This is a genomic window from Robertmurraya mesotrionivorans, assembly GCF_050971805.1.
GTDB lineage: Bacteria > Bacillota > Bacilli > Bacillales > Cytobacillaceae > Robertmurraya_A.
The window spans coordinates 14,646-38,032 of record NZ_JBPCCH010000025.1; the positions used below are offsets into that span (position 1 = coordinate 14,646).

The 23,387-nt window shown below is 36.7% G+C and carries 24 protein-coding genes; 20 read left to right on the plus strand and 4 right to left on the minus strand.

Translation table 11 applies throughout. The features are described from left to right. The first annotated feature begins 44 nt into the window (after nucleotides 1-44). The 4 genes from ACRX5O_RS22240 to ACRX5O_RS22255 all read left to right on the plus strand — a co-directional run bounded on the left by ACRX5O_RS22240 (nucleotide 45) and on the right by ACRX5O_RS22255 (nucleotide 3,745). On the plus strand, nucleotides 45-608 hold the full coding sequence (locus ACRX5O_RS22240) for a GNAT family N-acetyltransferase (RefSeq protein WP_433907953.1): 564 nt from the start codon (nucleotides 45-47) through the stop codon (nucleotides 606-608). Between the two features lie 38 nt (nucleotides 609-646). Beyond that, nucleotides 647-1,579 carry an exonuclease domain-containing protein gene (locus tag ACRX5O_RS22245; protein ID WP_433907994.1) on the plus strand — a complete coding sequence of 311 codons (933 nt, stop codon included), beginning with the start codon at nucleotides 647-649 and terminating at the stop codon, nucleotides 1,577-1,579. A 557-nt stretch (nucleotides 1,580-2,136) separates the two neighbouring features. Beyond that, the gene (locus ACRX5O_RS22250) at nucleotides 2,137-3,087 is read left to right on the plus strand and encodes a TRM11 family SAM-dependent methyltransferase (protein WP_433907954.1); all 951 of its coding nucleotides are present in this window, start codon (nucleotides 2,137-2,139) and stop codon (nucleotides 3,085-3,087) included. A 178-nt stretch (nucleotides 3,088-3,265) separates the two neighbouring features. After that, entirely contained in the window at nucleotides 3,266-3,745 is a 480-nt protein-coding gene (locus tag ACRX5O_RS22255) for a hypothetical protein (RefSeq protein WP_433907955.1), read from the plus strand. Nucleotides 3,746-3,797: 52 nt separating this feature from the next. Here ACRX5O_RS22255 and ACRX5O_RS22260 read toward each other — a convergent pair whose 3' ends face one another. Further along, nucleotides 3,798-4,217, minus strand: a complete 420-nt coding sequence (locus ACRX5O_RS22260; RefSeq protein WP_433907956.1) for a hypothetical protein — start codon at nucleotides 4,215-4,217, stop codon at nucleotides 3,798-3,800. Between the two features lie 252 nt (nucleotides 4,218-4,469). Between ACRX5O_RS22260 and ACRX5O_RS22265 the strand changes: the two genes are divergently transcribed. The 3 genes from ACRX5O_RS22265 to ACRX5O_RS22275 all read left to right on the plus strand — a co-directional run bounded on the left by ACRX5O_RS22265 (nucleotide 4,470) and on the right by ACRX5O_RS22275 (nucleotide 8,693). Then, the gene (locus ACRX5O_RS22265) at nucleotides 4,470-4,985 is read left to right on the plus strand and encodes a ferritin (protein ID WP_433907957.1); all 516 of its coding nucleotides are present in this window, start codon (nucleotides 4,470-4,472) and stop codon (nucleotides 4,983-4,985) included. A 119-nt stretch (nucleotides 4,986-5,104) separates the two neighbouring features. After that, entirely contained in the window at nucleotides 5,105-7,198 is a 2,094-nt protein-coding gene (locus ACRX5O_RS22270; protein ID WP_433907958.1) for a 7TM diverse intracellular signaling domain-containing protein, read from the plus strand. Beyond that, entirely contained in the window at nucleotides 7,182-8,693 is a 1,512-nt protein-coding gene (locus tag ACRX5O_RS22275) for an HD domain-containing phosphohydrolase (RefSeq protein WP_433907959.1), read from the plus strand. The genes ACRX5O_RS22270 and ACRX5O_RS22275 overlap by 17 nt, the downstream gene beginning before the upstream one ends. A 45-nt stretch (nucleotides 8,694-8,738) precedes the next feature. Here ACRX5O_RS22275 and rarD read toward each other — a convergent pair whose 3' ends face one another. Then, the gene (rarD, locus tag ACRX5O_RS22280) at nucleotides 8,739-9,659 is read right to left on the minus strand and encodes an EamA family transporter RarD (protein WP_433907960.1); all 921 of its coding nucleotides are present in this window, start codon (nucleotides 9,657-9,659) and stop codon (nucleotides 8,739-8,741) included. Nucleotides 9,660-9,904: 245 nt separating this feature from the next. On the opposite strand from rarD, the gene ACRX5O_RS22285 reads away from it, so the two are divergent. From ACRX5O_RS22285 to ACRX5O_RS22295, 3 genes are all read left to right on the plus strand, one after another. Then, the gene (locus tag ACRX5O_RS22285; RefSeq protein ID WP_433907961.1) at nucleotides 9,905-10,663 is read left to right on the plus strand and encodes an AAA family ATPase; all 759 of its coding nucleotides are present in this window, start codon (nucleotides 9,905-9,907) and stop codon (nucleotides 10,661-10,663) included. 64 nt (nucleotides 10,664-10,727) lie between these two features. After that, on the plus strand, nucleotides 10,728-10,952 hold the full coding sequence (locus ACRX5O_RS22290) for a hypothetical protein (RefSeq protein ID WP_433907962.1): 225 nt from the start codon (nucleotides 10,728-10,730) through the stop codon (nucleotides 10,950-10,952). Nucleotides 10,953-11,036: 84 nt separating this feature from the next. Further along, complete coding sequence (locus tag ACRX5O_RS22295) at nucleotides 11,037-11,747, plus strand: SAM-dependent methyltransferase (protein ID WP_433907963.1); 711 nt, start codon at nucleotides 11,037-11,039, stop codon at nucleotides 11,745-11,747. 143 nt (nucleotides 11,748-11,890) lie between these two features. Here the strand turns inward: ACRX5O_RS22295 and ACRX5O_RS22300 are convergent, their stop codons facing one another. Next, a complete protein-coding gene (locus tag ACRX5O_RS22300; RefSeq protein ID WP_119706919.1) occupies nucleotides 11,891-12,073 on the minus strand; it encodes a YolD-like family protein in 183 nt (60 codons plus the stop codon). A 145-nt stretch (nucleotides 12,074-12,218) separates the two neighbouring features. Between ACRX5O_RS22300 and ACRX5O_RS22305 the strand changes: the two genes are divergently transcribed. The 5 genes from ACRX5O_RS22305 (at nucleotide 12,219) to ACRX5O_RS22325 (ending at nucleotide 15,069) form a co-directional block, all read left to right on the plus strand. Continuing rightward, nucleotides 12,219-12,770, plus strand: a complete 552-nt coding sequence (locus ACRX5O_RS22305) for a GNAT family N-acetyltransferase (protein WP_433907964.1) — start codon at nucleotides 12,219-12,221, stop codon at nucleotides 12,768-12,770. Between the two features lie 37 nt (nucleotides 12,771-12,807). After that, complete coding sequence (locus ACRX5O_RS22310; protein ID WP_433907965.1) at nucleotides 12,808-13,692, plus strand: PhzF family phenazine biosynthesis isomerase; 885 nt, start codon at nucleotides 12,808-12,810, stop codon at nucleotides 13,690-13,692. Nucleotides 13,693-13,755: 63 nt separating this feature from the next. Continuing rightward, a complete protein-coding gene (locus ACRX5O_RS22315) occupies nucleotides 13,756-13,959 on the plus strand; it encodes a zinc ribbon domain-containing protein (RefSeq protein WP_433907966.1) in 204 nt (67 codons plus the stop codon). Nucleotides 13,960-14,101: 142 nt separating this feature from the next. Next, entirely contained in the window at nucleotides 14,102-14,464 is a 363-nt protein-coding gene (locus tag ACRX5O_RS22320) for a group I truncated hemoglobin (RefSeq protein WP_433907967.1), read from the plus strand. A 149-nt stretch (nucleotides 14,465-14,613) separates the two neighbouring features. Beyond that, nucleotides 14,614-15,069, plus strand: coding sequence for a GNAT family N-acetyltransferase (locus ACRX5O_RS22325; protein ID WP_433907968.1), 456 nt, complete (start codon nucleotides 14,614-14,616; stop codon nucleotides 15,067-15,069). A gap of 78 nt (nucleotides 15,070-15,147) precedes the next feature. Here the strand turns inward: ACRX5O_RS22325 and ACRX5O_RS22330 are convergent, their stop codons facing one another. Then, nucleotides 15,148-15,726 carry a CBO0543 family protein gene (locus ACRX5O_RS22330; RefSeq protein ID WP_433907969.1) on the minus strand — a complete coding sequence of 193 codons (579 nt, stop codon included), beginning with the start codon at nucleotides 15,724-15,726 and terminating at the stop codon, nucleotides 15,148-15,150. Nucleotides 15,727-15,928: 202 nt separating this feature from the next. Here ACRX5O_RS22330 and ACRX5O_RS22335 point away from each other — a divergent pair, with 202 nt between their 5' ends. From ACRX5O_RS22335 to ACRX5O_RS22355, 5 genes are all read left to right on the plus strand, one after another. Then, a complete protein-coding gene (locus ACRX5O_RS22335; RefSeq protein ID WP_433907970.1) occupies nucleotides 15,929-18,589 on the plus strand; it encodes a putative bifunctional diguanylate cyclase/phosphodiesterase in 2,661 nt (886 codons plus the stop codon). Between the two features lie 228 nt (nucleotides 18,590-18,817). Continuing rightward, the gene (locus tag ACRX5O_RS22340) at nucleotides 18,818-19,837 is read left to right on the plus strand and encodes a BMP family protein (RefSeq protein WP_433907971.1); all 1,020 of its coding nucleotides are present in this window, start codon (nucleotides 18,818-18,820) and stop codon (nucleotides 19,835-19,837) included. Nucleotides 19,838-19,899: 62 nt separating this feature from the next. Then, complete coding sequence (locus tag ACRX5O_RS22345) at nucleotides 19,900-21,438, plus strand: ABC transporter ATP-binding protein (protein WP_433907972.1); 1,539 nt, start codon at nucleotides 19,900-19,902, stop codon at nucleotides 21,436-21,438. After that, the gene (locus ACRX5O_RS22350; protein ID WP_433907973.1) at nucleotides 21,404-22,480 is read left to right on the plus strand and encodes an ABC transporter permease; all 1,077 of its coding nucleotides are present in this window, start codon (nucleotides 21,404-21,406) and stop codon (nucleotides 22,478-22,480) included. The genes ACRX5O_RS22345 and ACRX5O_RS22350 overlap by 35 nt, the downstream gene beginning before the upstream one ends. Then, on the plus strand, nucleotides 22,467-23,384 hold the full coding sequence (locus ACRX5O_RS22355) for an ABC transporter permease (RefSeq protein ID WP_433907974.1): 918 nt from the start codon (nucleotides 22,467-22,469) through the stop codon (nucleotides 23,382-23,384). Before ACRX5O_RS22350 ends, ACRX5O_RS22355 begins: the two co-directional genes overlap by 14 nt. The last annotated feature ends 3 nt before the right edge of the window (nucleotides 23,385-23,387 follow it).

Consider the following 23,387-nt stretch of genomic DNA (forward strand, 5'->3'; position numbering starts at 1 on the left):
AATGACAAAATATGGTTCTTGATAATGGAGGGAGAAAGCTGATAATGAATATGGATGCCATCTTTCATGAATTTCCTTTGTTACTGTCAGAAAAACTCGCTTTAAAGAAAATAGAAGACAAAGACTACCATGGGCTCTTTGTTATTTATGATAATAAGAGAGTTTTTGAGTATTGTGGAATTCTTCCTAAGCATAATAAAGAGACTGTAAGAAAAATGATCAGCCACTTTGAACGTGATTATCACAAGAAGACCCGTGTGAAGTGGGGCATTTTTATAAATGAGGAGTTAGTTGGAATTATAGAGGCTTTTGATTTTAATCAGAAGGTCAACATGGTAACAATAGGATATTATCTGGCCGAAGCCTTTTGGGGTAGAGGAATTGCTACGGAAGCAGTAAAATTATTAGTAGAGTTTTTATTTTTGAAAGCTGATGTTAATCGGATTCAGGCGGAGGTCATGCCGCAAAATAAGTACTCAAAAATGGTATTACTCAAAAATGGCTTTGTTAAAGAAGGTTTATTGAGACAAGCAACGGTATGGACGGGAAAAGGAATAGTCGATCTAGAGATTTACAGTCTGTTGAAGATAGATTATATGAACGGATAAAGTATTGAATCATACATGTACTAAGGAGGTTATTTTTGGTGGATTTTATTGCGATAGATTTTGAAATTGCGAACAATAGGATGAGTAGTGCTTGTTCACTCGGAATGGTCTTTGTTAAGGATAATCAAATTGTTGATGAAAAATATTTTTTAATCCAACCTCCAACCTTAACATTTCTTGAGGAAACAACAAAAATCCATGGTTTGACCGTGGAGGATGTAAAGAATGAAAGAAAGTTCCATGAGATTTGGAAGGAGATCAAACACCATTTCGAAGGAACGACTATTATTGCTCATAATGCTCAATTTGATATGAGTGTTCTCCACTGCTGTTTGATGGAATATTCTCTTGAAATCCCTGAGTTTGAATTTATTTGCAGCATTCCTCTGAGTGCGAAGGCTTGCAGAGAAAAGGTGGGGAATTCTTTAGTAGATAGGTTACATCATTTTGATATTATTTTAGAAAATCATCACAATGCCTTGCACGATGCAAGAGCTTGCGCGGAATTAGTTACCACTTGTGTAACAGTAAAAAATAAAAAATCACTTCAATCGTATTGTAAAACCTATCGTAGTATTCCAATTAAGAAGTTTTCCGTGCTAAAACCACAAACGTATTTTAAACAGAAAAAGAAGAAAAAGTCTTTTGCAAAAGTGGTTATTTCAGAGATTTCTGCCAATGTTCAAACCTTTAATGAAGAGCATCCTTTTTTCGAAAAGAACATTGTTTTTACCGGAGAATTGAAGCTTGATCGTAAGGATGCGATGCAAAAAGTGGTCAATGCAGGTGGTACGATTAAAAGTGGAGTAAGCGGAAAAACCCACTATTTAATCGTTGGAAAGCAGGACAAAACGATCGTAGGGGCTAGTGGAATTAGCACAAAGGAAGAAAAGGCGTATGCTTTAATTGAAAAAGGCATGGCGATAAAAGTAATTGGTGAAGAAGAGTTTGTGGAATTATTGGGGAGTTAAGAAACCCGCAAATATGGTTTGCAATCGCAAGTAATTCGGTTGGTTCGCAAATAAATTTTTGTAATCGCAAGTAAAATCTGAGAATCGCAAATAAATTTTTGTAATCGCAAGTAAAATCTGAGAATCGCAAATAAATTTTTGTAATCGCAAGTAAAATCTGAGAATCGCAAATAAATTTTTGTAATCGCAAGTAAAATCTGAGAATCGCAAATAAATTTTTGTAATCGCAAGTAAAATCTGAGAATCGCAAATGAATTTTTGTAATCGCAAGTAAAATCTGAGAATCGCAAATAAATTTTTGTAATCGCAAATAAAATCTGAGAATCGCAAATAAGCGGTAGAAATCGCAAATAAATTTTTAATTTGAGGAAGAATCTCTTAGTTTTAACCGAAGAATGGCAATTAATTGCTCTTCATCAACACAACCAGAGTCAAAACTAAGCTACTTTTCATCTCTCTTATAGAAAATACAGGACTTTCCCAATCTAAAATAAACATCTCCCGGATTAAGGTGTATACTAGATGAGTTATTTAGTTTTTTAGAGGGGAATGAGATCATGAATAATACAAACGAGAATGTGCAGAAATACCTATACAATTATTCATGTCAAGAAGATGAAGTGGAGCTCTGTGCCTTAGAGATGCGTTCTTTTTTTGGACAGGACTCCGACGATTATATAATAGAAAGTAATATAAAAATAGATCCAAGCAGAAGCCCGTTTATTCGGGATCGAATAGATATCATATTTGAAGCCAGTGAGTTGGAAGAAATAATTACTAAGGTAAAAAATTTAACACCTTTAAAGGAAACGTATAGGGTCATTTTTTTGAAGACTTTTTCATTAGAAAAAGTTGGCTTTGAAGAGCGTAGAAGAGTGGAAAGGGAAGTAGCTCTTCATGTGCCAGGAGAGCCGGATCTAAAGCATCCTGACATCTTGTTCGGAATTGTAGAAGTAAACGGAAAATGGGTATTTGGTTATTATCAAAAGGGTGAAGCTGTCTGGTTACAGCACCAAACAAAACCGCATGGCTATTCTACTGCTCTAAGTACTCGTGTCGCTAGAGCTGTCGCTAATATTGCAGTACCGCACCCAGCAGGAAGAAAAGCGGTCGACCCATGCTGCGGGATTGGTACTGTACTCGTCGAGGCCTTATCTATGGGGATCGATATTGTCGGGAGCGATGTGAATCCCCTGATCCTTCCTGGAACACGTGAAAATATTGCCTATTTTGGGTACCATTGTGAAGTTCTATTTAAAGACATTAGAAAGGTAACGGGAAGCTACGATGTGGCGATTATTGATATGCCATATAATCTTTGTTCGGTTATCTCCCCACAAGAACAGCTTGAATTGCTTCAAAGTGCCTATTCGTTTGCTGAGAGAATCGTGATTGTCACCATTGAACCGATTGATTCAATGATTGAAAACGCCGGGTTTCGTATTGTGGATCGCTGTAACGTTAGAAAAGGAACATTTACAAGACAGGTAATCGTCGGGGAAAAGTAGATAAAATAGAGGTTGTCACCATAAATTAGGTGACAACCTTTTTTATTTTGGAGATAGTCATTACTCCAAATTAGGGTTGGACAAAATGTAAAGCAGGAGTATATGTAGGCGTCACTGTGTTTAGAGAATAAAAATGTGGGAGAACATAATATTAAATGTAACGTGAAGGGGATTTTAAATGGATTCAATAGTAAAGGCGATGGATCTAGGTGCAAAAGGTCTTTGGTTGCCAATCACACTTGCAATTATCTTATTATTATTTGTGTTTATTATGCCGAAGAAGGAGATTACTTGGAGGGGGATTTATGTCACTATAGGAGTAATCGGTTTGACCACGTGGGTGGCTGATAATATTTTTGCTGGGTATTTGAATCTAGTTGATTTTGGTCATCCCAGATATTCTGGAATTGGTGAGTTACTAACTTACAGTTTTGTTCCTTCATCGCTTTCTGTGATTTATTTAAATTATTTGAATAAGGACAATAAATGGAAGTTGGTGATTATATTTACCATCCTATCTTTTATAATTGAATGGTCAGTGGCCAAGGCTGGATATATGAAGCTCACCCATTGGAATCATCTTTATAGCATTCCAATCTTTTTTTTAGTCTACAGTTATTTCTTACCGTTACACGCTAGAATAATAAAACAACAGTAAATATTACAGAGGCAGTATAGAGAAATCAAACGGCCTTTTTTGATGCAGATCATTAAGTGTCATGTTTCCCCCTTTCACCAACAATATCTTGAATAATCTCAATATGCACCGCTGCCCATGCATTTTCTCGAAAATGTACAATGACACTTATGGTAAGGGTTACCATATAGAAAATACCAAAGAGAAGAAAAAGGAGACTTCCTTCCTTGAAAAGAAACTCCTGTAATTGCTTTGAAAACAGGAAAAAGAACCATGGGATGCTAGTAACAAAAATAGGTATGATTCCAGATCCCTGTTTCTCTTTAATCATACGATAATATATTAATTGTAAAGTTGCCGTTTCAATGGTTTGATAAAACGCCCGAATTTCTTGAATCTCCGTCAATTCCTTCACTTGTCTCAAAGGTTCGTCCTGTTTGTTTGTTTTTGTAAGTTTTATGTACAGTTTATGAGCGTCCCCGCGAAAAGCCATTTTCATCACCTATTCTCAAAGTAAATTCCTATACAATTCCTCAAGTAAGGTACCTATAAATAAGCTGAAACTTAACATTCCCTTTAAAAAGAATCCTATGCTTGCTTAGTTCCAAAAAACGATTTGCAGAAGCGGGAGGGACTTTTAAGAATACGGTAATCCATTTTAAAGTTAATTAAGGACCAGTTTCATTTTAAGTGAACGAGTAATATAAATAATTTAGTCATGAATATTTATGGGGAGTGGATAGGAATGAATGAGGAACTTCAGAAGCTAATGAATAATTTGATTCAAATTGAGCATGTTTCTTCTACACTGTATCTTGCCATGTCAGCATATATGGGCAAACTCAACTTCACCGGTATGGCAAGTTGGCTTCGTTTGCAATCAGAAGAAGAAAGGACCCATATGCTTACATTGGTTGACTATGTAGTAAATAAGGACGGGACTGTTACGCTTCATGGAATTCCTACACAACCTAGTGATTTCGGAACTCCATTAGAGACTTTTCAAAAAGTATTAGAGCATGAACAGTTCGTGACTAATTCATATCGCCAGGCATTTACTTATGTAAATCAAGTTGATCCGCAAGCAGCCGTGATTATTCAAGATTTCCTAAGGGAACAAATAGATGAAGAAGCACAAAGCCAAACCATTGTTAATCGCTTGAAAATTGCAGAAAATAATCCCTCCGCTTTATTATTGGTTGATCAGGAGCTAGGACAAAGGAAAAATGGTGGCGGAGTAGTAGCACCTGCTGCAGGTTAAATACTTTAAAAAAGGGTGACTAGATGTCACTCTTTTGTTTTGCCCTAATTTTTTGTGTTTTCTAACAACATAGAAGTATGGTATAAAAGTCTTATAAATAAGTAAGGAAGTTTACCTATATGATAAATAAAAAATGGATGGTCGTGTTACTTCTCCTCTTAACTAGTCTTCTTGCTGGTTGTACTAACAGGGGGGGTGAAGCTAAGAGTGGATCAATCGACCTAGAGAATTATTCTTTCTCAAATGGTGAGACCGTTAAACTAAATGGGGAATGGGAATTTTACTGGGGACAGCTTCTTTCTGATATAAATAATGCACCAAAAACAGGATATATTCATGTTCCAAGCTTTTGGGATAATCAAAGCGTTGGAGAAAAGGAACTAATTGGAAAAGGTCATGCTACATACCGGTTACAGGTCAAGCTAAATGAAAATCAGCGGGGAAAGATGATGGGGCTTTATCTTCCTTTTGGAATTGAGTCAGCCTACCGAGTGTATGTGAACGGAGACTTGCTAGCCTCAGCTGGTAAAGTTGGGACTTCCCGAGATGCGATGGAGGGAAAGTATGAACCTAAGGTAGTGCTTTTTCAGGCAAAACGTGTGAATGAGATAACCATTCAGGTGTCCAATTATGTTCAGACAACAGGTGGATTATGGGATCCGATTAGTATTGGATCTGCGGAGGATTTGGTTCAATTTTGGAACAATCGATTAGCAAAGGAGCTTTTCGTTGCTGGGAGTATAGTCATCATTGGCTTATATCATCTAGGACTGTATTTTATAAGAAGAAGAGATCAATCACCTTTGTATTTTGGCGCATTTTGTTTATTAATTGGATTACGCTCCTTGTTTCTAGGTGAGGTTTATATTAACGAAGTATTTCCTAACCTTTCTTTTGAGGTTTACAAAAAACTAGAATACATAGGTCAATATCTTGGGCCAGCGATGTTTTTACTTTATGTACAGTGTTTGTTTCCTAAAGATATTAATCATACGATTGTAAAAATAGGAGCAGGATTTTACGTACTTATGAGTGGCATTGTTGTATTGACACCTGCTGTGGTCTTTACAACGGTACTTAAGCTTTCTCATATTATGTTACTTGTTTTAGCTCCGTATGTGGTGTTTGAATTTATTAAAGCTGCCAGAAGGAAACGAGAAGGTGCGCTTTTCAGCTGTATGATGTTTCTAGTTCTAGCTTTGGCGGTCATAAATGATGTCCTCTATTACAACCAAGTGATCTCAACCTTTGATATGGCGAAGTTTGGTTTGTTTAGCTTTATTTTTGCCCAAGCCTTCTTGCTATCTATTAAATTCTCGAAGGCATTTAAATCGGTTGAGGAGCTTTCGTTAAAACAGGCAAAGTGGTCTACGGAGTTAGAGAAAACGGTACAAGAAAGAACGTATGATCTTCAAACGACATTAGAGGATTTAAAGCTTACACAAAAACAATTAGTTGAATCGGAAAAAATGGCTGCTTTGGGGGCGCTAGTAGCGGGTGTTGCCCATGAAATCAATACACCTGTGGGAGTGAGTGTGACAGCCAACTCGTTTTTACAGCAAAAAACGAAAGATATGCTAAATGTGCTTGAAGAGAATAAGCTGAAAAAATCTGATTTGACCGGTTATTTGAATGTTGCAAACGAATCAACTCAAATCATTTCCAATAATCTAAAGCGTGCATCTGAGTTAGTTAAGGGATTCAAGCAGGTAGCAGTAGATCAGACAAGTGAAGTAATGAGAGAGTTTAACCTGAAAGAATATATACAGGAGATTATCTTTAGTCTTGGCCCGAGCTTAAAAAGTAACAAAGTCGATGTTCAACTCGAGGTAGATGACGAACTCTCGATTATTAGCTATCCGGGTGTGTATTCACAAATATTTACGAATCTAATCATCAATTCACTTACACATGCTTTTCATAAGGAGAAAAAAGGAACAATCTTCATAAAGGTGGCAAAGGAATCTCAGCTTATTTTAGAATATCGTGATAATGGAAAAGGGATGTCTCCTGAAGTAAAGGAGAAAGTATTTGATCCTTTTTTTACAACAAATCGAGCAAATGGTGGAACAGGATTAGGCATGCATATCGTCTATAATCTTGTATCTCAATCGTTAGGCGGTACGATTACTTGTGAGAGTATACCGGATGAAGGAACGACATTTATGATTAATTTACCTCTGGGGGAAAAGGAACTTGAACATAGATCATGACGAGCTGTTATTTCAGGAAGAAGACGAATTAGAAACCGTTCAGCAAAGTGCAGAAAATATATGGAAAATCTTAATCGTAGACGATGAGGAAGAAGTGCATCAGGTTACCAAGTTTGTCCTTTCTGATGTGGAGTTTGATGGAAAGAGTTTGTCTTTTCTGCAGGCTTATTCAGCAGAAGAAGCAAAACAACTAATAGCAAAAGAACCGGATATTGCGGTAATTTTGCTAGATGTTGTGATGGAGGAAGAGTATTCCGGTCTATCAGTTATTCGATACGTTCGACAGGAGCTAGGTAACCAACTAATGAGAATCATCTTGCGGACGGGGCAACCAGGACAAGCTCCAGAGAAGCAAGTCATTATGGAGTACGATATTAATGACTACAAGGAAAAAACAGAGCTTACTTCACAGAAGCTGTTTTCAACATTGATTGTGGCGTTACGATCGTATCGAGATTTACATATCATTGATTCAAATAAAAAGGGGTTAGAGGATATTATCTCTTCCTCTGCTCAATTAAACCAAATTCATACGCGACCAATCTTTGCAAGGGAAGCTATTACACAGCTAGCGAATATTTTAAAAATACAAGAGCATCTTTGCCGTGGAGCAGTGTTTACTTACAAAGGAAACCATGTAAGAACGATTGCTGAAATAGGGGAGAAGACTATTGTTGTTCCTTTAGAAGTAAATGAAGCATTTACTTTACAAAAGCATGTGTTTAACGAACAATCCTGTACTCTTTTCCTGAAAAGTAAGGACACTCAAAGCTATTGTTTGCATCTTTCTTGCGATAAAGTATTAAATGAATGGGATCGAAGCTTGATGGAGATTTATGCAGCCAATGTGGCCGCATCGCTCGAAAATCTCCAACTGAATGATGAGATTGAAAGCACACAGCGTGAAATTATTTTTACCTTAGGAGAGATTGCAGAAACTCGCTCGAAAGAAACTGGATACCATGTTAAGAGAGTGGCTGAGTTTTCAAGTCTACTAGCAACAAAATGTGGTTTGTCAGAGGAAGAAGCGGAACTCATTCGTTTAGCTAGTCCCATGCATGATGTAGGAAAGATTGGAATTAGCGATGACATACTAAACAAGCCGGGAAAATTGACGGAAGAAGAATATGAAATTATGAAAAGTCATGCCGTGGTTGGCTATGATATGCTTAAGCATTCTAACCGTCAAATTATGAAGACGGCTGCGATTATTGCTTTACAGCATCATGAAAAATATAACGGCACAGGCTATCCTCAAGGTTTAAAAGGGGAAGAAATTCATTTATACGGACGAATAACCGCGATTGCTGATGTCTTTGATGCCCTTTCAAGTCAAAGGGTGTACAAACCAGCATGGGAAATGGATCGTATTGTAAGGCTTTTTAGAGAAGAAAGAGGACAACATTTTGATCCGATGCTAACGGATTTATTTTTACAACATATTGAAGAGTTTACTATGATTCTAGATAAATATCGAGACGAAAAGGTTTTCTAGAAAAAAGCTCTAGGTCATCTAGAGCTTTTTTTATATTACATGGTTTTACTTGTAACATTTTAATATGTTCTTCATTCTTTTTCCTCTCTTTGTAACCGAAGGAAAAGTATAAATTGCAAGAGCTGACCAAATGAAGATAAATGCAATAAAATGTTGTTTTGTTAACGTTTCGTTATAAAGAAAAACCCCCACAATTAATGCTATCGTTGGCGAAATATATTGGAAAATTCCAAGCATAGATAGTGTGACTTTTTTGGCACTCATAGTAAAAAATAAAAGCGGTAGAACGGTTACTACACCACTGCCTATTAAGAGTAAACTTGTTGAAATAGAATCGAAAAATTGTATTTGAGATTGAAACATCAAGTATATCAAATATACTAACGCAATAGGGGAAATCACCATTGTTTCAAGAGCTAATCCGGTTGTTGAATCTGCTCTAATCATTTTCTTTACTAATCCATAAAATCCAAAGGTAAGAGCCAGACTAAGAGAAATCCAAGGAATAACACCATAATGAAATGTTAATGTTAACACCCCCATTCCTGCTAAAATAAATGCAAGAACTTGATGACGACTTAACCTTTCTTTTAATGCGATTACGCCAATTAACATACTTGTTAAAGGATTTATGTATTGACCAAGACTTGCTTCTAATATCTTCCCTTCAATCACAGCCCACATAAAGATACCCCAGTTTGAACTAATCAGTATAGAAGCAAGAAAAAGAGACCAGAACAATTTTGGTTTCTTAACGATATCTTTTATGAATTCAACATATATATTCCACTTTTTCAAAAAAAATAAAAGCACAAGCATAAAAATAAAAGACCAAAGAACTCGCTGGGCTAAAATTTCTCCTGAAGAAATTTGTTGAGTAAGTTTCCAGTAAATTGGAGTAAGACCCCACATTACATAAGAAAGAACTGCAAACAAAACACCATCTTTTTCATTATTTAATTTCATTTCAGTTTTACGCCTACTTTCTATATTTTCAATTACTCTATTACATATTAATGGTGTTGAATAAAAGAACGAAAGTGTTATTTATAATAATTGAAACTTTTACATACTCCTCTCACCTCCTTTATTTTTATTCTTCGATTAATAATCAAACCCTTGTCTCCTTTCATGAATATCTTGTTAAACATATGATAGTTTTGATGGTAAAATAAGGATAGTGAATAATCTTAGAAAAGGCGGATGGTTCGATGTTGTTAAACCAGGATACCCAATACATTCGAGAGGCATATTTAAAAAAGGATCAAATTGTTTCATATGATGAGTTTCCTCTGAATCTACCCATCATCCGGAACTTTCAGGATTTCATTTTTCATCCGAATGTTACTTATATCATTGGTGAAAATGGAATGGGAAAATCAACTTTGCTTGAGGCCATTGCCATTGCCTTAGGATTTAATTCAGAGGGTGGGACTTTAAACTTTAATTTTTCAAGTTATGATTCACACTCAAATCTGGACAAATATATACGAGTCGTGAAGGGTGTTAATAAGGCAAAGGATCATTTTTTCTTTCGAGCGGAAACCTTTTATAATGTGGCCACCAACATAGAGGAATTAGACAAAGAACCTTCTTCAGCTCCTAGAATTATTGATTCGTTTGGCGGTAAATCCCTTCACGAACAATCACATGGCGAATCATTTTTTGCAGCATTCACTGAACGCTTCCGAGGGAACGGTCTATATATCCTTGACGAGCCGGAAGCGGCTTTATCACCGCTAAGGCAACTCTCCATGTTATCGAGAATCAATGATCTTATTAAAGAAGGATCTCAGTTTATTATTTCAACACATTCACCTATTTTAATGGCTTATCCCCATTCGAAGATTATTCAATTGACCAAAGAGGGGATGGACGAAGTTAAGTTGGAAGAAACCTATCATTACTCGATTATGAAACAGTTCTTTGAGGATAGGGAGCGGTTGCTTCACCATCTTTTTAATGAGTGAAACTTATTTAATACATAAACGTATAACATACTAAGCCATTAATAAAAAGTAAGGGGGTATATAAATGTCGATAGTATATAGCTTCATATTCTTTTTATTATTTATTATTTTCATTATTATTCTTGGTTTAAAAGGTACCAATAGACCAACACGTCGGTCAAATTCCTACAGGAACAGTTTCTTTACCAGTCATTCTGGATCAAGTTCGAGTGACCATTACTCAAGTGACTGCAATAGCAGCAGTGACAGTGGTGGTGGATCCTGCGGTGGTGGCGGTGGAGGAGATTAGATTATACTGATGCGTTAATCCGTGGGATTAACGCATTTTTAACTAATGAAGTTGAGAATACGCTTATATCAAGAGGTGAACAAGTTGAGCAGAGTTGAGAAGAGTACAAAGTTAGATTTAGACAGAATTGTTTTTATTGGGAGAACGTTTGAAGAGTATATGAACATGTTTTCATTATCTCTCGATGAAATGCGAGGTAAAAGAATTCTAGATTGTCCAGCCGGAGCATGTTCTTTTACAGCTCATGGCAGCTATTTAGGCTTAGAGGTAACAGCATGTGATATTGCTTACGACCATGAGGTTGAACAACTGAAACAAAAGGGAATACAAGATATTGAGCATGCTATGCTACATATGGAGAAGGTAAAAGATAACTATATTTGGGACTACTTTCACGATGTTGATGGCCTCCGCCAAAATCGTATAAAAGCATTAAATGATTGTACAAAGCATATGGTAGATGCTAGTAAACAATATATTCCTGTAGTTCTCCCAATTTTACCTTTTAAAAATGAAGAGTTTGATATTCTTCTTTCTGCCAACTTTTTATTTATGTATGCCGACCGCTTAGATTATGATTTTCATATAAATACAATTGAAGAGTTATTAAGAGTAACTAAAGAAGAAGTACGCATCTTTCCCCTAGTAGATTTAGAAGGAAAAAGATACGAACATTTGAATAAAGTGATTGGTCACTTAACAGAAAAAGGCTTGGAGGTTAAGGAAGTTAAGGTTTCTTATGAATTTCAAGCTAATGCCAATATCATGTTACAAATTTCAAAGAAAAAGGGGTAATGGAACCGGTAAAAAGCAGAAGTCTGTTAATAAAAAATGAAGGGCTACCACAAAAGTTCAACCAACTGGCGGAGGAGAAGAGGAAGGATTAACCTTCCACTACTTTTGGATCTCTTCTAAAGAAGGCCGTTACGTAGTGGAAGTTAATAAATATGTCTGATGCCTGATAATTGAATAGTAAATGGTTTGTGTGTTTCATCTTTAAGCAAAAGGGACTGTTTGATAAGATCGAGTTTGTAAACACGTCCTTTAATAGTTTTCAGGGAACCGTTTGAATAATAATCAATTGAAATTAACTTATTTACTGATAGCTTTTTTAAAAACATAATGACTCCTCCTTTGAAAATTTTCTTACAGTACTCATTATATAAGATGCTTTTTAACAAGAAGTTAATAACATATTAAGAATATATTAAATATAAACCAATTAATGGAAGTTCATTGTAATAATATACAGGAGTGAACGAAATCGTGATCATAAATAACGAAGAATACCAGGTAAATGGACTAAGTTATACGATTAGGTCAGCGGTTGAAACTGATGCTGAGACTTTGTCTGAACTAAGGCTACAGATTGATGGAGAAACGGAATATATGGATCGAGAAAGAGGAGAAGGATTCATAGATACTGCTGGTTTTGAGCAGTTAATAAAAAGTGATTCTGAGAGTGGTAGAAACATATTTCTAGTGGCTGTGGTAGATGGCCATATTGTCGGGTATTCAAGATGTGAGGGTTCTAATTTAAAGAGATTATCACACAAGGTAGAGTTTGGTATTTGTGTATTGAAAGACTTTTGGGGTTATGGGATTGGAAGGAACTTATTAAAAGAATCTGTAACTTGGGCTGACTTCAACGGAATGAAGAAAATGAATTTACATGTATTAGAAATAAATACGAAAGCCATTCAACTATATGAAAAGTTTGGATTTACAGTTGAAGGTGTATTAAAGAATGACAAGCTTCTGTCAGATGGGAAATATTATAACACCATTGTGATGGGGAGATGGAATAGTATAAATTAGGTATACAAGTGCTAGTCGAATGGTTAGGGGGAATATGATGAGGAAGATAAAAGCATTTCACTATGATGTTTTTAGTAAGGAAGTGAATAAAGGGAATCCAGCAGGGGTTGTCATTGAAAACGGTCTTTCTAACGAGGAAATGCAGCAAATTGCCTTTGAAATAGGTTTTAATGAAACCTCTTTTCCTATCCCTTCAGAAAAAGCAGATCTTCGAATTCGTTATTTTACGCCTGGTCATGAAATGAACTTATGTGGTCATGGGACCATGGCGACGATATACGCTTTGAAAACAAAGGGGCTATTGGGTGAAAGGGAAGAACTAACGATTGAAACGAAGGCTGGAATTTTACCTATACGAATTCATTCTTCAGCCAATGGAGATATCTCCATAACAATGAAACAGGCATCCCCTCAGTTTTTAGAATTTACGGGTTCAAGAAAGGAACTCGCTGCATCCATTGGATTGACTGAAGATCATATTGAAACCGAATTACCGATATTATATGGTAGTACCGGTACTTGGACTCTTTTATTACCAATAAAAAAATTAGCTGACTTTAAAAGAATGAAACCTAATAACAAGATGTTTCCTTCTATTTTAAAAGACCTGCCCGCATCATCTGTTCATCCTTTTTGCTTAGAAACATATGATCCAAACGCTCATATGCATGCTCGGCACTTCTCGTCACCATATTCGGGTACAATTGAGGATTCAGTAACCGGCACTGCCTCAGGAGTAATGGGAGCTTACTATGCTAGATTCATAAAAAATGATTCAGTTCAGCCTCTAACTCTAATGGTTGAACAAGGACAAGAAATAGAAAAAGATGGCCGTGTAATAGTCAACGTTTTTCACGATGATATTGAAATCACTGGTCTTGCTGTATTCGTGAAAGAGTTTGAGGTAAAGATAAAAAAGTGAAACTAAATGACAAATAAATCGTAAAAATAAATATAATATAGTTCATTGGTGAGGGGGGTTAGTATGTCTGGACAGGGCTGTGTGAAATGTGGAAGTCACGATGCGGCACAAAAGGAAGTTGCCATGACCGGAACGGGTTTATCGAAGATGTTTGATATTCAGCATAACCAGTTCATTGTCGTTTATTGTAAAAACTGTGGTTACTCAGAGTTCTATAATAAGCATTCCTCGTCAACTTCGAATATATTAGATTTATTCTTTGGTTAATAGCAAATGCAAACTCACTGTTATCGTAATACGAAATTTCAATAAATTTATGCTTTAAGCAACAAGTACAGAAATAACTTTATGTATAATTTATAAAAAACTGTGGAAAATACCTCTGTTGGAATATAAAGGAGGATTAACCATGGAACAAACACTTTACGAAAAAGTTGGCGGAGAAGAGGCAATTGCAAAGGTAGTAGACTATTTTTATTCTGAGTTGGTTCTTAAAGATGATACTGTTAATCATTTTTTTAAGGACACCGATATGGAAAAACAGCGTCGCCATCAAACAAAATTTATAAGCTTTGCTTTAGGTGGTCCAAATCAATATTCAGGACAATCAATGGCAAAAGCCCATGAAGGGATGAATTTGCAACCAGCTCATTTTGATGCGATTGCGAAGCATCTCCACGATGCGCTTGCTCATTTTGGTGTTAGCGAAGCAGACATCGATACGGCTTTAACAAAAGTAGCATCACTTAGAGATGATATTATTTATAAATGATTAGCTGCCATTTGGTAGCTTTTTTTTTGTATTAAATTCAAAAAAGAAATTTATATGAGAAAAAATGGAATTATACCTTAAACTAGGATCTTTATTATGCTTTAATGTTGATAATGGAGAAAAATAACAAGTGATAAGGAGTGAGTGTGATGGATATTAGACTAGATGATTTAAGAGGTTCGGAGATTGCTGAGTTAATAGGTGATCATCTGCACAGCATGACATTACATTCTCCACCAGAAAGCATTCATGCGCTTGATTTAGAAAAATTAAGACAACCAGATATAACGTTTTGGAGTGCATGGGAAGGTAGGGAGTTGCTTGGCTGTGCAGCGCTGAAAGAGCTTGATCCTCATCATGGGGAATTGAAGTCAATGAAAACATCACCCAAACATCTGAGAAAAGGGGTAGCGAAGCAGTTACTTGAGCATCTGATTGAAGAAGCAAAGCTCCGTGGTTATAAAAGAATAAGTTTAGAAACAGGGTCAATGGAGGCGTTTGAAGCAGCCAAAACATTGTATGCCAAGTTTGGGTTTACGTATTGTGAGCCGTTTGCTGATTACGAAGAAGATCCAAATAGTGTCTTTATGACAAAGGAATTGTAAAGATGAGTTAAGGAAATTATTATCGGTTAATTCAAGATAAGATATCAAACAAATCCCTCCTTGTTAAGGGGGGATTTGTTATGGTTTGCTTTCAAGTTTTTTAAATCGTTTTAAAATGATCCAACAAATAACCCCTAGTAGCCAATAAATAGGAAAAGAATAAATATGCTTCCATGTTAATTCTTTGTAAATATGTAACCACTCCATAAAGGGTTCTGCAACAAAAGCAAGAAAGGCAGAAAGGATTCCCGTTGATATGAGGAACGGTTTAAAATGATTTCCCCACCTTTGATACAAATACATAAACGGGACAATTACCACCCCAACATCATAAGGATAGTATTGAGGGTACAAGTAAGGGGTAAGACGAACTGGATATACCCATACAAGTGCGCTGCTGCCAATTGAATCTAGGATAATTGCCGTAATACCATAAAACAACCCAAAAGCAGTAATTTCAGTAATTCTTTTTGTATCAATCGTTTTCCACCAGACAATAGGGGATAAAATACTTAAAAAGACGAGAAGCCACCAGTTAAAGGTTAAGTAGTTATGGTCCCGCCAATACTCGCGAAGAGTTTCATAAAACTCTTTCTCCGCCTCTATAACTTGATCCATAGAAATGGAATACAGAAGAAAATCGAAAATGAAAGACAATGAGTTCACCACACTTATTCATATACCTATAGTTTACCCAAATTTATGATTAACCATAAATCTCCCGAACCAATAATTAAACTTTTTATTGGTAAATATTTCTCACAAAATGCTAAAAAAATCTAAATAGGTAGCCTACTACTGAACTTCTGTTAAGAGTATAATGAAAGACAGGACTATACGCCTAGAGGAGTGACATAACATGAAGGTGAAGCATCAGAAATCTATTGGCGTTTTTATTTTCCTTTACATACTTTTGTACTATTTTGTCGTCTTGTTCGGAGATACTAGTATTCGCTTGACAGTAGTAATGAGAAATATTATTTCTACGGTTGGACCATTGATTTCCAGTATGTGGTTATTATCTAGATTCTTAAAAAGTGATGGAAAAAGAGATTATTTCTGGTTATTTCTTTCTCTTGGAACGTTTAGCTACTTCATAGCAGAAATATTGTGGATGTATTATGAGAGCTACTTGTTTGTTAATGTTCCATATCCTGGTTCACCTGATATCTTTTACATGCTTCAGATTATGTTTTATTTAATTGCATTAGGTTATTACTTTTATCAGGTAAAAACAATTCATCGGTTAATGCGCTGGATATTTGAAGTACTTATTGTTATGATATCCGCTACCACACTCAGCTATCATTTCATTATGAAAAGCTTAATTGTGAACCCAGAGATCACAGGAGCCTACCTAATAGTTTCGCTTGGATACCCGATTGGGGACTTAATTTTATTATTTAGTGCACTGATACTATATTTTGATTCGAATGATTTTGGTAAAAGAAATGCGTTATTTTATATTTTGGTTGGACTAGTTTTTCAAGTGTTTGCTGATTCTGGATACGTATATTTAACGCTAAGAGAAAAATATGAGACAGGCACCTTACTTGATCCATTATTTACTCTAGCTCTATTACTAGTCGGATTTTCTAGCTTTTATATGAAACCAGTCAATAAACAGCAATCGGATACAGTTAGTCCTTCAAAAGTTGGGTTATGGAGATTAATTATTTTATATACGTTCCTAATGGTACTTTTACTAATTTTTTATAAAATTGAAGGAATTAAATTTACTCCATTTACACTAAGTACAACGTTTATCATTTTTTTAATCATTGTTCGACTAGTATTTATCTTAGTGGAAAACAACCGATTACTTTTAAAATATGACCAAAATAATAAAGATCTACTACTTAGTACAGAACGATATATGTCTCTTTTTAAATATCATCCAGATGCAGTATTCTCCCTTCGCTTGAATGGAACCTTTCAAAGTGCAAATGCCTCTTGTGCACAATTAGTTGGAATGGAAACCGTTCAGCTAATTGGAAAATCATTTTATCAGTTCATTAATCCGAGTGACCTTGATCGAGTTGCCACTCATTTTTCAAAGATAGAAGAAGAACCACAGGTGTTCGAAGTAACTTTAAACAGTGAGAATGGAAGTGCTTATTCTGTAGTCATTACACTTGTACCAATTGTGGTTAATGGTAAGATTGAAGGGATTTATGGAATTGGGAAAGATATTACAGAAGTAAAGGTAAGCATAGATAGGATTAATTATATGGCGTTTCATGATTTGTTAACAGGGTTGCCTAACAGAGCTTTGTTTGAGAGCGTGTTAGATACAGAAATCAAAGACGGTACTACAGATAATAGTATGTTAGCCGTTATGTATATTGATTTAGACCGGTTTAAAAATATAAATGATACACTTGGTCATGATGCAGGAGATGAGTTACTTGTAGATATGGCTAAGCGTCTTTCGGATTGTGTTGGAGATCAAGCAATAATAGCTAGGCAAGGTGGCGATGAATTCACGCTACTATTTAATCATATTGTAGATCGGGATCATGTTATTACATTAGCGGAATCTGTTTGTCGTGTATTAAGTGAGCCTTATTCGATAAGAAATTATGAATTTTTAGCCACACCTAGTATAGGGATTTCAATCTTCGAGCCTGGGAATTCAGAAACGGCTATTTCTCTTATGAAAAAAGCAGACTTAGCTATGTATAAAGCTAAAAACAATGGAAGAAATCAATTCAGAATTTTTGAACCGAAAATGGAAGAAGACTCAAGAAGCACGTTTGTATTAGGAAGTGATCTTAGTAAAGCTGTTCATAATAATGAATTGGTTTTACACTACCAGCCACAATTTGATACCGAAGAAAATCGAATGTACGGTGTAGAAGCACTTATTCGTTGGCAGCATCCTACATTTGGATTATTATACCCCGGTGATTTTATTTCAATAGCAGAAGATACAGATCTAATCATCCCTATTGGAGAATGGATACTGAGAGAAACTTGTAAACAAGGAAAGCTATGGGGAGAGCAATTAAGGGTTTCAGTAAATATTTCTCCGAAGCAATTCCAGTCAGCGCAGCTTATTGAAACAATAAAGCGTGTTTTAGAAGAAACAAAACTTAGGCCAGATCTTCTCAATATCGAGATCACTGAGGCAGTGGCAATGAGTAATATGAATGAAACTTTAAAAAAACTGGAAGCTATTAGAATGTTAGGTGTTAATCTATCCATTGATGATTTTGGTACAGGTTATTCTTCTCTCTCCTATCTTCCGAAATTACCAATTACAGAGTTGAAGATTCCTAGAGAGTTTCTAGTTGAAATGGAACACCATGCAGCATATAAGGCCATTATTCAAAGCATTATTGCATTAGGAAAACGTTTGAAGGTAGACGTGGTTACTGAAGGAGTAGAAACACAAAAACAAAAGGAAATGCTAGAAAAAATGAAGTGTCATATGATGCAAGGTTATCATTTTAGTAGACCGGTTCCTGTAGATGAAATTGAGAAGATGTTGTATGTTGAAAAATTAGGTTTTAAATAATAGATAAATAAAAGAACACCTTTATGATATGTAAAAGACACATCTATAAAGGTGTTTTTTAATTGTTGGAAACTGTCTGAAAATTAAATTTATGGATAAAACACGAACATTAATATAAAAAAATAATATAATGTTCGATATTTGTATTGTTATTTCGTGTGTAATTTGGTAGATTATTAATCAGGTATTAAACATGAATATGATGAAAACACACATAGGGGGAACGTCATGAAAAAGTTATTTTCCGTATTGATTTTAGCATTGATTCTACTAGTTGCAGGTTGTGGTGGAGCGGAAGAATCAGAGAATAATAATAGTTCAACAAGCGAAGATAAGAAAAAGATTGCCTTAGTACTACCTGAGAAAATGGGTGTGAATCCTTTCTTCCAGCAAATGGACGAAGGGGCGAAACAAGCGGCCGAGGAATTTGGAGTGGAGTTAAAGACGATTGAATCAACTGATCATTCGGCTATTGAAGAAAATCTTCGTGTAGCAGTTGCTGAAGGTTATGACTTAATTATTACCTCTTCTTTTGAATCAGAAGATGCCCTTAAAAAGGTAGCAGCAGATAATCCAGATCGTCAATTTGCGATCATTGATACAGTGGTTGATTTACCTAATGTTCAAAGTGTTAACTTCCGTGAACACGAAGCGGCTTATCTTTTAGGTGCTGCTGCAGGACTTTCAACAAAGACGGACAAAGTTGGTATGGTAGTGGCAATGGATATTCCATTAATGAAAAAGTGGACGGTAGCATTTGAACAAGGTCTTAAGGAAACGAATCCAGAGGCTGAGTTCCTAGTAAACTATGTGGGAAGCTTCTCTGATCCTGCTAAAGCTAAGGAATTAGCGTTGCTTCAAGCTTCGAAAGGGGCGGATTTTGTCGCTGGTGCTTCAGCAGTTGGTGATTTAGGAGTATTTGAAGCAGCAAAGGAGCAAGGTTTCTTCACATCAGGTCAAGATATTGATCGTACAGAAGTAGATCCTGAGCATGTCGTTCTTTCCCAGCTTAAAGGTACGGATGCAGCGGCTTATGAAACGGTAAAAGCTTTTGCAAATGGTAGCTTTGAACCTGGAGTGGTAGAATACGGTCTAAAAGAAAAAGGTGTTGGCTTAACATATGTGACACATGAAAGCAACACACCACTACATTCTTTTGTTGGTCAGGAAGCTATTGATCAAGTAAAAGCACTTTATGATGAGATCATTGCAGGTAGTAAAGTGATTGAAAATCCATTAAGTGAGTAAACTGAAAAAATCAAACCGACTGCAGATTGTAGTCGGTTTCCATTTTTACAGGGGGGAAAACAATGACTTATCGCTTAGAGATGAAGGAAATGACCAAGAAATATGGCGATTTCCTTGCGAATGATGGCATCTCCATTCAATTAAAAAAAGGAGAGGTTCTTGCGATTGTTGGTGAAAATGGTGCTGGTAAAACAACGCTCATGAGGATGCTTTATGGGTTAGAACAGCCAACGAGTGGAGAAATTAAGCTAAATGGCAAACAAGCCCAATTTTATGGACCTCAAGATGCGATCGAACAAGGAATAGGAATGGTTCATCAGCATTTTATGTTATTTAGTGATTTTACTGTTACCGAAAACATTGTAATAGGCCATGAACCCATCAAGAATGGATTCTTTAATAGAAAAATGGCAGCTGAACAAGTTCAAAAATTGAGTGAACAATATAAGATTCAAGTGAATCCTAGTAAAAAAGCTGGAGATTGTTCAGTAGGAGAACAGCAACGGATTGAAATTTTGAAAGTGCTATATCAGGGTGCGGAAATTATTATTCTTGATGAGCCGACAGCTGTGTTAACCCCTTTTGAAGTGGATGAGCTATTAAAAACGATTCGCTTTCTAGCGGATCAAGGAAAAAGTATCATTCTTATCACTCATAAGTTACCAGAAGTCATGAAAGTAGCCGATCATGTGACAGTGTTACGAAATGGACGTGTCACAGGGAATGTAAAAAAGGTGGAGACTTCTATCGATCAACTGGCTACGATGATGGTAGGTCGAGAGCTCCAACAACTCTCAGAGCGTAATCAATTAAATGGAGAGCCCTTGCTAGAGCTAGAAGCAATTTCGATAAAAGGAAAGAGTTCAAAACCTGTATTGGATCAGCTTTCTTTAACTGTTCATCGCGGTGAAATCGTAGGAATTGCGGGAGTATCAGGCAACGGCCAATCTGAGCTTATTCAAGCGATTTCGGGATTAACATCGGTTGATCAGGGGGACATACGTTTAGGTGGAACCAATCTAGTTGGTAAATCCGTAGCATTTAGAAGAAATGAAGGTCTGGCACATATACCAGAGGATCGTTTTTTATGGGGAGCTGCGAAGGAAGCTACGATTGAAGAAACCGGTGTAATGGGATATTACAATAAAAAAGCCTTTAACAAGTATTCTTTTATTTTGAAAAGCTCGTTCCGAGAGGTGGTAAAGACTTGGATTGACCGCTTCGAGATAAAGGTTAAATCGCTAGATGACAAGTCAGGGAACCTTTCTGGTGGAAACCTACAAAAACTAATTGTTGCCCGTGAACTTGGATTTGAAACAGATTTTCTCATTGCAGCTGAACCGACTCGTGGTGTCGATATTGGTGCTATGGAATATATCCATGAGGCAATCCTTGAAAAGCGTAACCGTGGAGATGGAATTTTACTTGTCTCTTCGGAACTATCGGAAATCCTACTATTATCAGACCGGATTGCGGTCATGTTTGAAGGGAAAATCGTTGATATTCTTGATAGGAAAAATGCAACAGAAGAACGTCTGAGTGTACTTATGGCAGGAGGAAAAGAAGATGAATCTTCAGCGAAAAATACAACAACTGCTTAAGCCTTTATTTCAACCAATGATAGCGGTGCTGATTGGACTGGTAACAGGAGCACTTGCCATAGCACTTGTTGGAGAGTCTATTTTCGATACGTACAAAGTCATGTGGGATGGAGCGTTTGGCAACTTCTACTTCCTAACAGCCACTCTTGCTCGAGCTACTCCTATCATATTGGTAGGTTTGGGATTAGCTCTCGCATTTCGAGCAGGTGTGTTTAATATGGGGGCAGAAGGTCAGATGGTATTAGGGGCCGTGTGCGCGGCACTTGCAGCCCTTTATGTACCAGGTTCAGGGATCGTTAAATTGCTTTCTGCGTTTTTTGCAGGCTTTATAGCTGGTGGATTATGGTCATTATTAGCAGGTTGGATGGAAGTGAAATACAAAGTACAGCTGTTGATTTCTACCCTTCTTTTAAACTATGTCGCTGTCCTGTTCGCAGGTTATTTGGTGGCGGAACCTTTCCAGGATAAGTCAGGCTCTGCTGCCCTAGCTCAGACGCCTATGATTGATCAAGCAGTTTGGCTTCCTAAACTGTTTGCTGGAATGAGCGTGCATATGGGGTTTGTAATAGCCGTTATTGGAGCGGTCATCTTATATGTGGTTCTCCAATTTACTTCTTCTGGATATGAAGTGAGAATGCTTGGGAAGAACCCTTTCTTTGCTGAATACGGTGGTATTAATAAACATAAGGTGCTCCTCTTTAGCATGTTTTTTAGCGGAGGGATTGCTGGGTTAGCTGGAACAGTTGAGGTTCTGGGATCTCAGTATCGATATATAGAGGGAGCACTAACCGTCCCAGGCTATGCATGGACAGGTTTAATGGCAGCACTGTTAGCCAACTCCAATCCATTAGGTACAGCAGTAGCAGCGATTTTACTAGCAGCCTTACAAACGGGTGCGATGGGGATGGAACGTAACACAGAAGTACCTTTGGAAATTGCTAGTGTCATTCAAGGTGTTCTTATTTTATTCGTTACTGCAAAGTTTACCTTAAGCTGGTGGAAAGTTAAAAAGAAAGCGGGTGACGTGAATGGAGCTGTTTGATTATTCCCTTTTTGCTTCTGCTATCCGTATGGTTAGCCCCATTCTTTTGGCTGCCTTAGGAGGAGCGTTATGTGCTCGAGTCGGAATCTTTAATGTGGGACTTGAGGGCTTAATTCTAGCAGGTGCCTTCTCCGCAATCGTTGGTAACTATTATAGTGGAAGTGTAATTGTAGCCGTTTTAACAGGAGCATTCGGTGGTGTTCTAGTCTCTTTATTATTTGGACTAGCCACTATCAAGTTTAAAGCCAATCCGATTGTAGCGGGTATTGCTATCAACTTTCTTGTTTTAGGATTAACTACTTTTGGCCTCCGAGCTATTTTTCAAGTAAAAGGAGCCTTTTATGATAAGGACATGAAGGGACTTCCGAAGTGGGACCTTCCACTTATTGAAAATATCCCTGTGATTGGAAAGCTTCTATCAGGTCACTCGCCACTTGTGTATACTGCCTTTATTGCAGCGATACTATTGTATATTTTCTTGTTTAAAACCGTCGTTGGTTTCCGTATTTTAGCAGTTGGAAAAAATGAAGCAGCGGCAAGAAGCTTAGGATTAAAGGTTACCGTTCTTCAGTATGGAGCAATTGTGGCAAGTGGAGTTTTATGCGGTCTTGCAGGTGCCCAGCTTTCGCTTGGTCAAGTTACCATGTTTACTGAGGGAATGACGGCTGGAAGAGGATTTATCGCGTTAGTTGCGATGATGCTTGGTGGGTCACATCCGATTGGCATGATTGGTTCGAGTTTATTGTTTGGTCTGATGGATGCGATGAGTATCAGGCTACAAGGCTTTTCTATGCCTACGCAATTCACGGCCATGCTTCCATACGTGATTACGATTATCGCGATGTTCTTTTTAAAGGATCGTGGCTTAGAATCACAAGCATCTGGACAGCAAAGCTCTAGATAAGAA